The sequence below is a fragment of the Vibrio diabolicus genome (assembly GCF_011801455.1).
Classification (GTDB): Bacteria; Pseudomonadota; Gammaproteobacteria; order Enterobacterales; family Vibrionaceae; genus Vibrio; species Vibrio diabolicus.
Window position 1 is genome coordinate 351,793 of record NZ_CP042451.1, and the last position, 15,059, is coordinate 366,851.

The window sequence follows — 15,059 nt, forward strand, 5'->3', positions numbered from 1 at the left end:
GTAGTAGTTGGCACTGACCGCCGAGCGCAGCGCCAGTTAAGTTTGGAGAAGAAAGATGAGCAAAGTGAACGTAAATAAAGTGGTAGTCGCATACTCAGGCGGTCTAGATACCTCAGTAATTATCCCGTGGCTAAAAGAGAACTACGATTGTGAAGTCGTTGCTTTCGTTGCCGATGTTGGTCAAGGCGCAGAAGAGCTAGAAGGTATTGAAGAGAAAGCAAAAGCCTCAGGTGCTTCTGAGTGTTACATCGCTGATCTGAAAGAAGAGATGGTGGCGGATTACATTTACCCAACGCTAAAAACCGGCGCGTACTACGAAGGTAAGTACCTGCTGGGTACATCAATGGCGCGTCCAATTATTGCTAAAGCACAGGTTGAAGTCGCACGTAAAGTGGGCGCGGACGCATTGTGTCACGGCTGTACAGGTAAAGGTAATGACCAAGTTCGTTTCGAAGGCGCATTCGCAGCACTAGCACCAGATCTACAAGTGATTGCACCTTGGCGTGAATGGGACCTAGTGAGCCGTGAAGAATGTTTAGATTACCTAGCTGAGCGTAACATTCCTTGTTCAGCGTCTCTTACTAAGATCTACTCACGTGATGCAAATGCATGGCACATTTCCACTGAAGGTGGCGTCCTAGAAGATACGTGGAACGCACCAAACGAAGATTGCTGGGTATGGACTGTAGACCCAGAGCAAGCACCAAACGAAGCGGAATACGTCACGCTGAAAGTAGAAAAAGGTGAGGTGGTCGAAGTTGATGGCGAAGCGATGACACCATACAACGCACTGGTTTACCTAAACGAAAAAGGTGCGAAGCACGGTGTTGGTCGTATCGATATCGTTGAAAACCGTCTAGTAGGAATGAAATCTCGTGGCTGCTACGAAACACCGGGAGGCACCATCATGATGGAAGCTCTGCGTGCCGTTGAACAGCTCGTGCTAGACAAATCATCATTCGAATTCCGTGAGGAGCTAGGTCTAAAAGCGTCTCACCTTGTATACGATGGCCGTTGGTTTACGCCGCTATGTAAGTCGATCCTTGCCGCTTCTGAAGAGTTAGCGCAAGACGTGAATGGCGAAGTGGTTGTTAAGCTCTACAAAGGCCAAGCCACGGTAACGCAAAAACGTTCTGACAACAGCTTGTACTCAGAAGAGTTCGCGACTTTTGGTGAAGATGAGGTTTACGACCAAAGTCATGCGGGTGGTTTCATCCGTCTTTACTCGCTATCAAGCCGTATCCGTGCGTTGAACAGCCAGAAGAAATAATCTCTCCACATCTCGGATTGAGTAAAGACCTGCTATTGGATAGCAGGTCTTTTTTGTTGGCTTACGTCTATGAGTACAAAGATGCAAATGCACTCTGCTTGAATATATATGTAAAAATATTGAATTTATACTTTATTTTTTGTCGAAATTGCCGTAACGTTGACCCATAAGAAAAAGTGAGCAAATGACCATCAAATTGGTTACTACTCATTCGAGAACGTTAGAGTAAGCAATAGTCATCAGGAGAAACGCAATGGCATTATGGGGCGGAAGATTTACCCAAGCGGCAGACACTAGATTTAAAGAGTTTAACGATTCGTTGCGTTTTGACTACCGATTGGCTGAGCAAGACATCGTAGGTTCAATCGCATGGTCTAAAGCTCTGCTTTCTGTAGATGTTCTATCGGCAGAAGAACAGCAAAAGCTGGAACTTGCTTTAAACGAGCTGAAGTTAGAAGTGATGGAAGATCCTCATCAAATTCTTCGCTCAGATGCAGAAGATATCCACTCGTGGGTTGAACAGCAGCTGATTAGTAAAGTGGGAGATTTAGGTAAAAAACTCCACACTGGGCGTTCTCGTAATGACCAAGTAGCGACAGACCTAAAACTTTGGTGTCGTCAGCAAGGCCAGCAACTGTTGATTGCTTTAGATCGTCTGCAAGCACAAATGGTTCATGTTGCTAAGCAGCACCAAGGCACTGTATTGCCTGGCTATACTCATCTTCAGCGCGCTCAACCTGTCACCTTTGCTCACTGGTGTTTGGCTTATGTTGAAATGTTCGAGCGTGACTACTCTCGTCTGAATGATGCCTTACAGCGCCTCGACACTTGTCCACTTGGCTCGGGTGCTTTAGCTGGCACGGCTTATCCGATTGATCGTGAACAATTAGCTCATAACCTTGGTTTCCACCGCGCTACGCGTAATTCACTCGATTCGGTTTCGGATCGTGATCATGTGATGGAACTGATGTCGGTGGCCTCGATTTCTATGTTACACCTTTCTCGTCTTGCAGAAGATATGATCTTCTACAACTCAGGGGAGTCTAACTTTATTGAGTTAGCGGATACGGTGACGTCTGGTTCGTCATTGATGCCACAGAAGAAAAATCCGGATGCACTTGAGTTGATCCGTGGTAAGACAGGGCGTGTCTATGGCGCATTATCGAGCATGATGATGACAGTGAAAGCCTTACCATTGGCGTACAACAAAGACATGCAAGAAGATAAAGAAGGGTTGTTTGATGCGTTAGACACATGGAATGATTGCATGGAAATGGCAGCGCTGTGTTTTGATGGCATTAAAGTGAATGGTGAGCGTACGCTTGAAGCTGCGAAGCAAGGGTATGCGAATGCGACTGAGTTAGCTGATTACTTAGTGGCGAAAGGCATCCCATTCCGTGAGGCGCACCATATTGTGGGCGTAGCGGTGGTAGGGGCAATTGACAAAGGCTGTGCGCTGGAAGAATTGTCTCTGCAAGAGCTAAAAGCCTTCTCTGAGGTGATTGAAGATGATGTGTATGACATTCTGACGATAGAGTCTTGTTTGGAAAAACGTTGTGCGCTGGGTGGCGTTTCGCCTCACCAAGTCGCTTATGCGGTAGAGCAAGCGGATAAACGTCTGAGCCAGCGTGACAGCTCGGCAGTGAAAGTGCGTCCTGCACGTTTGACGGACATTGAAACACTAGAGGGCATGGTGGCTTATTGGGCGAACCTCGGTGAGAATCTACCCCGCTCTCGTAATGAGCTCGTGAGAGATATTGGCTCCTTCGCGGTGGCTGAGCATCATGGTGAAGTGACAGGTTGCGCTTCTCTATATGTGTATGACTCAGGGTTGGCTGAAATCCGCTCTCTTGGTATCGAAGCAGGCTGGCAAGGTCAAGGGCAGGGTAGTGCAATCGTAAATCACTTGGTTGAGAAAGCACGTCAAATGGCGATCAAGAAGGTCTTTGTCCTCACTCGAACGCCAGAGTTCTTTATGAAGCAGAGCTTCTTACCAACATCGAAGTCGCTGTTGCCAGAAAAAGTCTTGAAAGATTGCGATCAGTGTCCACGTCAGCACGCGTGTGATGAAGTGGCGCTAGAGATCAATTTAATGGAGCAAGTGATCCAAAAATCGCATGTGGCATGAGCTGAAATTTCGGAGTGATTTTATTAGCATTCAATGACATAGTTATTTTCTGATTCACTTACATCAGTATTTGCTAAAAAAATCGAAAAAATTTGGAACCTTTGAGAGGAAGCTCGGTCTATTAAAGTACCACTGCTTTTTCTTAGAAGAATCTAAGAGGGCCCCAGAACTGATATTGGTTTTGGGGCTTTTTTCTATCTGCCACTTTACTCTTTTTTATCCGTCTCTTTTCGTCCTCGCCGACGTTGCCACGGCAAGATGACAAAACGCATCCATAAGTGCAAAAACAATAAAATATTGAAAGCGAAACCAGCAAAGATCAAAGCGATCGACTCGATGCTTTGTGGATCATCTTTGAACGCAAACCACCACACAATCCAGCACAGTACCGAAAGCACCGTTAACTGATCCAAGCATCGTTGGCAACGCCCAAGCTTTTTCCAAAACCAATGTTCCTCGCAACGGCGACAAGTCATAGTGTTTTCCAAGGCATCAGTGTTGCTTCAGATTATATACCCAACACAAAGAGAGAAAGCGTTTTTTGTCGCAGCTTAGAGCGCAGGAACACAACCAAAAATGGAAAGTTAGCTTTGTAGAGCTTATGTGGCACGTGATTGATGTATGGTGCGCTGTCAGTCTTTAATAGGAAAAATAATCATGTCGACAGAATTGAAATTTGCGCTGAGTATCGCTGGTGGCTTTTTTACGATCGGTGTAGTCGCGATCATCATGGTAAGTCGTTACGCAATGATGGCAGTGTAGTACTTATGTAATCGCCTCAAAGTAGTCAACAGAAAGCCTCGTTAATCACGAGGCTTTCTGTTTTGTTTGGTATGTAAAGACTGGCTCGATTGAGCATGAAAGCGTTAGCAACCAGGCCCACAGTCAAGGCAATGTTTCACCATTTCTGGCCCTAAGTGTAGTTTTGCATTCAAATCACGTAGAGCGGTGCGGACACCCTCTTCGATCACTGGATGATAGAAGGGCATATCTAGCATCTCAGAAACCGTCATTCTATTTTGGTGTGCCCAAGCCAAAAGATGCGCGAGGTGTTCTGCGTTCGGCCCCATCATCTCTGCACCTAAAAAGCGTCCAGTTCCTTGCTCGCCATAGACATGTAACATCCCTTTGTTTCGTAGCATGACACGCGAACGTCCTTGATTCTCAAACGAGACTTCACCAGTAACAAAACAACCACAGCTTCCTAAGCGAGTTTCCAGTTGTTTGAAAGTTTCACCGACCATAGCTATTTGCGGCTCGGAGAATACAGCTGAAATTGGCGAACGACGCAGACCTGCACGAATATTCGGGAAACGACCAGCATTATCACCAGCAATGCGACCTTGGTCAGCGGCCTCGTGCAGCAATGGAACTTGGTTACTTGCATCACCCGCAATAAAAATACTCTCAACGGAGGTTTGCAATGTGTAGTGATCTGCGGTTGGTACACCGCGTTCATCGAGGGCAATATTGGTGTTCTCGATCGCCAGCTTATCTACGTTTGGACGTCGTCCAGTGGCTGCTAAAACGTAATCAACAATAAAGGTTTCTAATTCACCGTCGTGGTTAATGAATTGGATCTCAACTTTGTCAGCGCCTGCTGCATTCGATGATGGTATGCGCTTCATGCTTTCTACTTTTACATCGGCATCAAGATAGAACTCTTCTTTAAAAGTTTTATCTGCGTAAGACATCACCTCTGGATCTGTCAGTGGACCAACTTGACCACCAAGACCAAAGAGCTTCACTTTCACCCCTAGGCGGTGCAATGCTTGACCGAGTTCAAGTCCGATCACTCCGGGGCCAAATACCGCAACGGACTCAGGCAAATCATCCCAATCAAAGACATCATCATTAATTACGAGACGGTCACCCAACTCATTCCAAGCTGCTGGATAGGCAGGACGAGAGCCCGTCGCGATCACAATCCGTTTTGCGGTGACCTGAGTATGGTCATCTATGATAAGTGTATGATCATCGGCAAACTTCGCGTAACCTGATAACTTGTCTTCTGCGGGAATATCATCGACGCTTTCAAGCACAAAGCCAACAAAACGATCACGTTCGCGTTTTACACGATCCATGACTTCTTGTCCGTTAATGCGTATTTCACCTTGCGGATGGATCCCAAATCCAGGCGCTTTTTCGATTTGGTGGGCACTTTCTGCGGCCGCAATCAACAGCTTAGAGGGCATGCAACCGACGCGAGCACAGGTTGTTCCGTAAGGGCCGTCTTCAATCATTACTACGCTATTAGTATGAGCTTTTGCTGCTCGATAAGCGCCAAGACCAGCAGTACCACCACCAATAATCGCTACGTCGACATTAACTTGTTTCATCGTGAACTCTCGCTTTTTGTTTTTAAGCCAAGCTAGCTACATTGAGCTTGGAGAGTGAATTGGGTCGTTGAATCTGTATAAGGAGTCACCTTATCGGTAGACGACTACTTATCTAGACTAGTAGAAGAAGTGAGTTAGGGTTGGCCTCCGAGCCAAAGGCACCGGAGACCGAGGGTGTAGGCTATGGACAGCTTAGCCTAGATACGCTTCTAGCTCTTCGCTACCGCCGATGTGCTTGCCACCGATAAAGACTTGTGGAACAGTCGTGCGACCAGATATAGCTCGTAGACTAACTGTCGTTGCGTCTTTACCCAGAATCACTTCTTCATATTGAAGACCGTGGTCAATCAGGTTTTGTTTCGCTTTCATACAGAAAGGGCAGCCTGGTTTAGTGAACACTGTGATGGATTCTTGCGTTTTGTAGTCAGGCGCTATGTAGTTCAGCATCGTATCTGCGTCTGACACCTTGAATGGGTCGCCTGGTTCGTTTGGCTCAATGAACATTTTTTCCACTACGCCATCTTTTACTAGCATGCTGTAACGCCATGAGCGTTTACCAAAGCCGATGTCGTTTTTATCCACTAACATGCCCATGCCATCGGTGAACTCACCATTACCGTCAGGAATGAAGGTGATGTTTTCTGCTTCTTGGTCTTGTTTCCATGCATTCATCACGAACGTATCATTGACTGAGACACAAATAATCTCATCCACTCCGTGCTCTTTAAATACAGGGAACAATTCGTTGTAACGAGGTAGATGGCTTGATGAACAGGTTGGAGTAAATGCACCCGGTAAGCTAAATACGATAACGGTCTTACCTTTAAATAGCTCATCAGTCGTTACATTCATCCAAGAGTCACCTTGACGAACTGGAAAAGTAACTTGAGGGACTTGTTGACCTTCTTTAGATACAAACATAATGATTTCCTTTAACTATTTTAAATTATGCGTATAGAGCTTAGCGTTTTTCTTTGCTCTGTTTCGTTCTGTTGAGCCCATTATTGTAAAAATCCTTTGATAGCTCTAATCGTTTGGTGTTATGGTTTTGATAGGTATTAGCTATTGTTAAAAGAAGCGAATTGTGAGTTATGAATATTCGAGATTTTGAGTACTTAGTTGCACTTGCGGAACATAAGCACTTTCGCAAAGCGGCAGAAGCATGTTTTGTTAGCCAACCAACATTGAGTGGACAAATTCGTAAGCTAGAGGATGAACTCGGTACCACGCTTTTAGAGCGAAGCAGCCGTCGTGTTTTGTTTACCGATTCAGGGTTGCAGTTGGTGGAGCAAGCTAAGCGTATCTTAAGTGAAGTGAAAACTTTTAAAGATATGGCGAGTGGTCAGAGCGGAGCAATGACTGGGCCTATGCATATCGGTTTCATCCCGACGGTAGGTCCGTATCTACTACCCAAAATTCTGCCGCAGATAAAAGAAGCATTTCCTGAACTGGAGCTGTTCCTGCACGAAGCTCAAACACATCAGTTGGTGCGTCAATTAGAAGAAGGTAAATTGGACTGCTTGGTCTTGGCTTCGGTTGATGAAACGGCACCTTTTAAAGAAATCGAAGTGTATAACGAGCCGTTAAGCGTTGCGGTGCCATGTGATCATGAGTGGGCCTCTCTCGACCATGTTGATATGTTGGAGTTGAATGGTAAAACCGTTTTAGCGCTAGGAGACGGTCACTGTCTGCGTGATCAAGCGTTAGGTTTCTGTTTTGCTGCCGGAGCGAAAGACGACGAACGCTTTAAGGCAACCAGTTTGGAGACACTGCGGAATATGGTCGCTGCTGGTGCAGGGATTACGTTATTGCCTCAGCTTTCTATCCCTAATGAGAAGCAAAAAGATGGCGTGTGCTATGTACCAGCCGTTAACCCTACGCCTTCGCGCAATATAGTGCTTGTATATCGCCCAGGCTCACCACTGCGTGCAAGGTTTGAAGCTTTGGCGGCGAAGATTAAAGAAGTATTGGCTTCCTATCCTTCATTGAACGCCGCGGCGTAAAAGCCGACATAAAAAAGGGAGAGCGAATGCTCTCCCTTTTGCTTTAGTGATTTAGAACAGCTCTTCTGCGCCAGAGCCGGAAGAATAAATACTGTCTTCCAAACGGTCTCCAGCGTATTCGGTAGGCTCAGTGCCTTTTTCAAAGTATTCGAACATTGATGTGCTGTCTACTTTGTGCGTTAGCATGCCAGTGTTGCGATCAATACGAACACGAATGATGTTATCTGGAATATTTTTACCTTGCTCAGGTGTTTCTTCTAGTGCAACGCGCATAAAGTCAATCCAAGCGGGTTCTGCGGTTTTCGCACCCGATTCTGCACCAGAAATTTGGCCTTTGCCTAGGTTGCTATTAACCGTTGTGCGACCAAGGGCGCGTGAGTGATCATCAAAACCAACCCAAGCAATGGCAACAACACCAGGACCATAGCCGTTGTACCAAGCATCTTTGGAGTCATTCGTTGTACCCGTTTTACCACCGATATCACGACGCCCTAGTTTTTGTGCACGCCAGCCAGTACCGTTCCACCCCGTACCTTCACGCCAGTTACCACCACCCCAAATGTTGCTGTACATCATCTCACGCATCAAGAATGCGTTTTGCTCAGAGATAACTTGTGGAGCATATTGAGGTTCATCATTTTCCAGTGCGTTGTCTGTTGCCAAACCATCAATCGCGACGTCTTGTTCGCCAAACTCATCGGCATAGCGATTGTCTGGCTGAGCGCTCATTTGTGGGCAATCCTTATGACAAACGCTCTTTGGATTCGCTTTAAACAGCACTTCACCGAATGCATCTTCCACGCGTTCTACGTAGAACGGTTCGACGTAATAACCTCCGTTCGCAAATACAGAGTAGCCTTGTGCCACTTTCATTGGTGTTAAGCTACCAGCACCGAGCGCGATGGTCTCTGAACGTGGTACTTGGTTAATATCAAAACCAAAACGAGTAAGGTACTGACGAGTTTCATCAAGGCCTACTTCACGCAGCGTACGCACTGCCATCACGTTCTTTGACTGAGCTAAGCCGAGGCGAAGGCGAGTTGGACCGCCATAGGTTGGTGGTGAGTTTTTAGGTCGCCAAGCCGAACCAGAACCTGCGTCCCATTTGTTAATCGGCGCATCGTTGATCAGAGTGGCCAAGGTAAGTCCCTTGTCAATTGCGGCTGAGTAGATAAATGGTTTGATACTTGAGCCAACCTGACGCACTGACATAGTGGCACGGTTAAACTTACTATGAACAAAGTTAAAGCCACCTACTAACGACAATATCGCACCATTTTCCGGGTTCATCGCGACAAACGCGGTGTTCGCTGTTGGCACTTGGCTCAGTTTCCAGCTTTGTGTCGTGTTGTCATCTTCATTGGTTTCGCTCACTTCGCGAACCCAAACTTGTTGACCCGTCGCTAGCACATCATGCGCTGATTTTGGTGTTGAACCTTGGCGGTTTTCGGTGATGTATTTACGTGCCCAATGCATTCCAGTCCAAGGAATGGTCTGCTCTTCATGGTTTTTAACCCAAACTTGCGCAGTTTTATCATCGACTTTTGTCACGACGGCAGGGTAAAGGTCACCATAAGTTGGCTGCTTCTTAAGGTGCTTTTCTATTTGCTCGCTGTTCCAAGCGGTTTCACCTTCTTTCCAAAGCACTTTCTCCGCACCGCGGTAGCCGTGACGTTCATCGTATGACAGCAGATTATTTACCACGGATGTATTCGCGGCATCTTGCAGTTTAGAGTCCACCGTCATGTAGATATTCAAGCCAGAGGTATAGGCTTCTTCTTCACCGTACTCTTTCACGGCCCATGCACGAGCTAGTTCCGCCACATAAGGAGCGGAAAGTTCAATTTCAGCACTGTGGTAACGCGCCACGATAGGTTCGTTGCGTGCTTCGTCATACTGTTCTTGCGTGATGTATTTTTCATCAAGCATTCGCATTAACACGACGTTACGGCGTTTTGTCGCACGCTCAAGAGAGTAAATTGGGTTCATCGTTGATGGCGCTTTTGGCATCCCTGCGAGTGTCGCAAGTTCGCTTAACGTCAATTCATCAAGGCTCTTACCAAAGTAAACTTGAGCGGCCGCACCAAAACCATATGAGCGGTAACCAAGGAAGATTTTATTGACATAAAGTTCCATGATTTCTTGCTTACTCAGAAGCTGCTCAATGTGGATAGCAATGAAAATCTCTTTAATCTTACGCATGATCTTCTTCTCATTAGATAAGAAGAAGTTACGCGCTAGCTGTTGCGTAATGGTACTTGCGCCCTGCTTGGCTGAACCTGAGATCGCAACTACAACGGCTGCACGAGTGATGCCGATAGGATCGATACCTGGGTGTTCGTAAAAACGGCTATCTTCGGTGGCGATTAGCGCATGAATTAAGTCTTGAGGAATTTCATCATAAGTAACAGGAATACGACGCTTTTCACCGAACTGTGCGATCAGCTTCCCGTCTTGACTAAACACCTGCATAGGTGTTTGTAATTCAACGTCTTTTAGAGTTGCAACATCTGGCAATTCAGGCTTCACGTACTGATAGAAGCCAAATATTGTGGTGACTCCAAGAATTATGCAAATCAATGTTAAAAATAATAAACGCTTTATGAACTTCACCGGAGAATCCCTGATTGGTTGAGGCTGTGTAACGGCAAACCCTTGTACTCTTAGGTCAAAAATTTAGCACATAGAGATATTAACTCTTATTTGGGTGCTAATAACAACCTTTGCACGAAGAAATTTCGGAGCGAGAGTAAGAGATGGATAAGCTAATCGTTACCGGCATCGATATAGGCCATAACAGCCTCAAAGCCGTAGTACTTAAACCCACAGGCAACAATTACGCTCTGTTGGGTTACAAAGAAATATTACTAAAGGAAGGTATTGTCGCTGAAAATAACACTATAAATCATCAAGAAATTGTAAAGACCCTAAAGCTGATTAAAAAAGAACTGCCTTTTGGTGCTAAAAAGGTCGCAATTTCAGTGCCTGATAATTCGGTGATCAGTAAAAAATTGCAAATAGAACAAAACCTTGAAGATAGCGAAGTTGAGTTTGCTGTGATTCAGGCATTTTCTCATCAATCGCCATTCCCTGTCGAAGAGCTGAGTTTAGACTTCGTCCGTCTTCGTGCCGAAGATGGGTTGCGTGGGACTGATAACTATCAAGTGTTTGCGACAAGAAAAGATGTGGTCGATAGTCGCGTGGATGCATTACAAAAATCCGGACTAAAACCCGTTTTAGTGGACGTGCATTCACAAAGTCTTGGTCATATCTGGAAGCTCACCGCCGATCGCTTTCCTGACAAAAATAAGTACTGCTTACTCGATATTGGCACCTCATCGAGCTCCTTTACCATGTTTACCGAACAAGGTGAGCTGTTTCACAAAGAGTTTGCTTGCGGCACACGCGGAGCAAACAGCCCTGTTCAAAATGATTTGATGTCCGATGATGCTCAGGAGAAAACAGAGCTGTTTAATCGCCAAATCGTGGAACGGGTGAAACGTCAGATGCAGCTCTACACCTCAATTAATGGCTCGCAAAATATCAAAGGTATCTGGTTATCAGGGGAAGGAGCTTCGACACCAATGCTCGCGGAAGAGTTATCTCAGCAACTGTCACTAGAGTGTGAATTGCTAAACCCGCTAGGGCTATTTGAGATGAAGGTGTCCAAACGTAAACGTCGTGCCGCGGATTGGCAGCATTTCTCTACAGCCGCAGGACTCGCGATTCGTGGCATTCATTGGCTAGGAGGTGCGCGTGCTTTATCGCATTAATTTACTTCCTTGGCGAGAGAACCAAAGAGAAGAGCACCGACGTCGTTTCATTAGCTTGGTCGCGTTAGGCATGTTGGTCGCCATTGGTATTCAATGGGGTATTGGAAAGTTTTTTGAGTACCAACAAGATCAGCAGCAGGAGCGGCTTGATTACCTTACTCACTACATTGCTGAGCTCGACCAGCGTATTGAAGCAATGAAAATCGCCGAGCAAGAGCACAGCAAAATCCTCGAACGTTTAAAAGTGGTTGAAGGGTTACAAAACGGTAGAAACAAAACGACCGAGTTTATGAACTTGATGCCAGCCGTCATTCCTGAAGGTGTATATGTCGACAAGATCAAAATGAATGATCTGGAAATTGAGATCTCGGGGATCTCTGATAGCACTCCAAAACTTGCCACGATGCTGGACAACATGGAGCGTTCGGCCAAGTTGAATGATGTAGAAATGCACTCCATCGTTCACGGAAAAGCGCGTTTTGGAAAAGAGTTCCAAACGTTCAAAGTGTCTTTCATGTTCAAAGTGCCGGAGAAGAAAGCGGAGGCCCAGCATGGTTGATTGGCAGGATCTCGAAATAGATGAAATGGCAGAGTGGCCATTGTTGCCTCAGCTTGTGGTTATCGCGCTGCTGATTTTCCTAATTCAAGGTTTTGGCTATTGGTTTTACCTTAAGCCAAAAGAAGAGCAATTGAATAACTTGGTCCAGCAGGAGCAGACGCTCAAGGTAGCACTGAAGATCAAAGCGAACAAAGTAGCTGCATTGCCTCAGCTTCAATCTCAATTGGATGAACTCACCACGCGTTACGAGTTATTACTACAACAACTGCCCGCGCAAAAAGAGTTGGCTACGATGCTCGCTTCGGTGAATGAACTCGGTATCGACAATAAGTTGACCTTTACCCGTATCGACTGGGGTGAGAAGCAATCAGAGCATTTCCTCTATCGTCTTCCTTTAAACATTGAGTTAACGGGTGATTTTCATGACATTGGACATTTTTCTCAGGCGATAGCAACGCTACCTCGAATCATCACGTTCAAAGATGTGACTTGGCAGCGTGTCAGCCAAGAAAGTGAAACTCTGCACTTTAGGGTACGAGCCAATACCTATCAGTTTAAGCCAGAGGAGACGAACAATGACAAGTAAGCATTTGTTGTTGGTGCTGATGGGGTCTCTGCTACTTGGATGTCAGGCGAATGATGAGTCATTAACGGATTTTATTCGAGGGGTTGAGAGTCAGGCGCGTCGAGATGTCGAGAAACTTAAGCCTGCAGATAAGTATGTTGCCGTCACGTACGCACCTGAAGTACAGCGTGCGCCCTTTGAGTTACCAAAAGAAGCCACGATCGCCACTCAGCCCGTTGCAAGAAAAGATTGCTGGCAACCGCCTTCAAGAAGGCGCACTGGCAAATTAGAAAAATTCCCATTAAGCCAATTACGTTTGAAAGGAGTTATGGGCATGGGTAATACGGTTTCTGGTCTCGTTCAGGCACCCAACGGCACCGTTTATAAAGTGAAGCCGGGGCAATACCTCGGACGCAACAATGGCAAAGTGACCCACGTCAGCCATTCCTATTTGTTAATTAATGAAACGTTGCCCGACGGCTTAGGGTGTTGGCAGAAGCGTAAAGTTAAGTTGGCTTTGAGATAGCCCCATTTATTTTTGATATTGAGTAATGAAAATGAGACAAGGATTAACACGTACACCAAGGATACTAACTGGGCTCTTCTCCTTATGGTTGTTTGTATTTTTAGCCCCTTTAGTGGCAGCAGAAGAAGTATCGTCTAATGCCTTAAAGAGTATCGATTTTCGCACTAATAAAGATAAAGACGCCGTTATTGTCGTTGAACTGGCGTCACCTGCCGCGATTGTTGATGTCAAACGCGTACAGGAAGGGTTAAGTATCGATTTGCTTAATACTTCGGTAAAAGACGAGCAACTGTATCTCCTAGACGTAAAAGATTTCTCGACTGTGGTTGAAAGCGTAGAGGTGTTTCGCGATACCTCAACTACGCGCTTGGTTGCGCACATTAATGAAGAATATACGCATGATTACCGTTTAACGGGGCGATTCTTGGAAATCAAAGTGGCTAAGATCAAACCCAATGAGAAAGCCCCGGATAAAAGCATTCTAGAAAAAGAAGGCAAGCTCATTTCAATTAACTTCCAAGATATTCCTGTACGTAACGTGTTACAGCTGATTGCTGACTACAACCAGTTCAACTTGGTTGTCTCAGACTCCGTAGAAGGTAACCTCACACTTCGTCTTGATGGTGTTCCGTGGCAGCAAGTGTTGGATATTATTTTGCAAGTTAAGGGGTTAGATAAGCGTGTTGATGGCAACGTGATTCTGGTTGCTCCAACAGATGAGCTTGATCTGCGCGAAAAACAGCAACTCGAAAAGCAGCAGCTAGAACAAACGATGGGAGAGCTTTCGTCTGAAATCATCAAGGTAAACTTCGCTAAAGCATCAGATATTGCAGAGATGATCAACGGAGAAGGGAACATCAGTATGTTGTCTGAGCGAGGCAGTATGACCATTGATGAGCGGACTAACTCGTTATTGATTCGTGAGCTACCTGAAAACATTGAAGTGATTCGAGAAATTATTGAATCTTTGGATATCCCGGTGAAGCAGGTTCAAATTGAAGCGCGTATTGTGACCATCAATGAAGGCAACATGGACGAGTTGGGAATTCGCTGGGGCTTTACCTCTATTAATGGCAATAACACGGTTGGTGGCTCTATCGAAAACAATCTTGCCACGATCGGTTTATATAACGGTGGTGGTGAAGGAGAAGACGGTGGTGACGGTGATGGAGTAGGTATCGATGACTTTCTAAACGTAAACTTAGCTGCAACCAGTCCAAACGCGACCAGCATTGCTTTTCAGGTTGCAAAATTAGGCTCAGACACCTTGTTAGACCTCGAGCTTTCTGCGCTGCAACAAGAGTCCAAAGCTGAGATTATCTCAAGCCCACGTTTGATCACTACCAATAAGAAGCCTGCCTATATTGAGCAAGGTACCGAGATACCTTATCTAGAGTCCTCATCAAGTGGTGCTACGACGGTAACGTTCAAAAAAGCAGTATTGAGTTTGAAGGTGACGCCACAAATTACACCGGATAACCGCCTTGTGTTGGACTTAAGCGTTACGCAAGATAGACCTGGACAAGTCGTGAAAACAGGTACTGGTGAAGCCGTTGCGATTGATACTCAACGTATCGGGACGCAAGTGTTAGTAAATAACGGTGAAACCGTCGTTCTTGGTGGTATTTTCCAGCACAGCATTACTAACTCGGTGGACAAAGTGCCTTTGTTAGGCGATCTGCCACTATTAGGTGCGCTTTTCCGTCGAAGTTATGAAAATGTTGGCAAAAGTGAGCTGTTAATTTTCGTCACCCCTAAGGTGGTGATTCAGTAGTTCTACCTCGTGAAAAACTGATTAAATCAAAAATAAAGTTGCAATAGTGGCACCATGCTTGGATAATTTCGGGTCTTATCACGAATTATCTGTGAGGAACTGGTGCCACAAGCCTTGTAGAA

General features: G+C 45.7%; 12 protein-coding genes. 8 read left to right on the forward strand and 4 right to left on the reverse strand.

What is annotated here, in order from left to right; translation table 11 throughout:
- The first annotated feature begins 55 nt into the window (after positions 1-55).
- Complete coding sequence (locus FR741_RS01715; protein WP_065645889.1) at positions 56-1,270, forward strand: argininosuccinate synthase; 1,215 nt, start codon at positions 56-58, stop codon at positions 1,268-1,270.
- Between the two features lie 253 nt (positions 1,271-1,523).
- Positions 1,524-3,398: an argininosuccinate lyase gene (gene argH, locus FR741_RS01720; protein WP_104971008.1), complete on the forward strand. Its 1,875-nt coding sequence runs from the start codon at positions 1,524-1,526 to the stop codon at positions 3,396-3,398.
- Between the two features lie 206 nt (positions 3,399-3,604).
- On the opposite strand, the gene FR741_RS01725 is transcribed toward argH, so the two are convergent.
- From FR741_RS01725 to FR741_RS01735, 3 genes are all read right to left on the reverse strand, one after another.
- Positions 3,605-3,874, reverse strand: a complete 270-nt coding sequence (locus FR741_RS01725) for a DUF3624 domain-containing protein (RefSeq protein ID WP_012841349.1) — start codon at positions 3,872-3,874, stop codon at positions 3,605-3,607.
- A gap of 390 nt (positions 3,875-4,264) precedes the next feature.
- Positions 4,265-5,737 (reverse strand): dihydrolipoyl dehydrogenase, encoded by a 1,473-nt coding sequence (locus tag FR741_RS01730; protein WP_167426187.1) that lies wholly within the window; start codon positions 5,735-5,737, stop codon positions 4,265-4,267.
- A gap of 192 nt (positions 5,738-5,929) precedes the next feature.
- Complete coding sequence (locus tag FR741_RS01735) at positions 5,930-6,658, reverse strand: redoxin family protein (RefSeq protein WP_005395721.1); 729 nt, start codon at positions 6,656-6,658, stop codon at positions 5,930-5,932.
- 170 nt (positions 6,659-6,828) lie between these two features.
- Between FR741_RS01735 and oxyR the strand changes: the two genes are divergently transcribed.
- Positions 6,829-7,740 carry a DNA-binding transcriptional regulator OxyR gene (gene oxyR / locus FR741_RS01740; protein WP_005395720.1) on the forward strand — a complete coding sequence of 304 codons (912 nt, stop codon included), beginning with the start codon at positions 6,829-6,831 and terminating at the stop codon, positions 7,738-7,740.
- A gap of 51 nt (positions 7,741-7,791) precedes the next feature.
- Here the strand turns inward: oxyR and FR741_RS01745 are convergent, their stop codons facing one another.
- A complete protein-coding gene (locus tag FR741_RS01745) occupies positions 7,792-10,353 on the reverse strand; it encodes a penicillin-binding protein 1A (RefSeq protein ID WP_104974736.1) in 2,562 nt (853 codons plus the stop codon).
- 143 nt (positions 10,354-10,496) lie between these two features.
- Here FR741_RS01745 and pilM point away from each other — a divergent pair, with 143 nt between their 5' ends.
- The 5 genes from pilM to FR741_RS01770 are packed head-to-tail and all read left to right on the forward strand — an operon-like array spanning position 10,497 to position 14,937.
- The gene (gene pilM, locus FR741_RS01750; RefSeq protein WP_046874633.1) at positions 10,497-11,513 is read left to right on the forward strand and encodes a type IV pilus biogenesis protein PilM; all 1,017 of its coding nucleotides are present in this window, start codon (positions 10,497-10,499) and stop codon (positions 11,511-11,513) included.
- Positions 11,497-12,072 (forward strand): PilN domain-containing protein, encoded by a 576-nt coding sequence (locus tag FR741_RS01755; protein ID WP_005395717.1) that lies wholly within the window; start codon positions 11,497-11,499, stop codon positions 12,070-12,072. Before pilM ends, FR741_RS01755 begins: the two co-directional genes overlap by 17 nt.
- Positions 12,065-12,658, forward strand: a complete 594-nt coding sequence (locus FR741_RS01760; protein WP_012841351.1) for a type IV pilus inner membrane component PilO — start codon at positions 12,065-12,067, stop codon at positions 12,656-12,658. Before FR741_RS01755 ends, FR741_RS01760 begins: the two co-directional genes overlap by 8 nt.
- Positions 12,648-13,163 (forward strand): pilus assembly protein PilP, encoded by a 516-nt coding sequence (locus FR741_RS01765; protein WP_005395715.1) that lies wholly within the window; start codon positions 12,648-12,650, stop codon positions 13,161-13,163. Before FR741_RS01760 ends, FR741_RS01765 begins: the two co-directional genes overlap by 11 nt.
- Before the next feature lie 25 nt (positions 13,164-13,188).
- Positions 13,189-14,937: a type IV pilus secretin PilQ gene (locus tag FR741_RS01770; protein WP_006742777.1), complete on the forward strand. Its 1,749-nt coding sequence runs from the start codon at positions 13,189-13,191 to the stop codon at positions 14,935-14,937.
- The last annotated feature ends 122 nt before the right edge of the window (positions 14,938-15,059 follow it).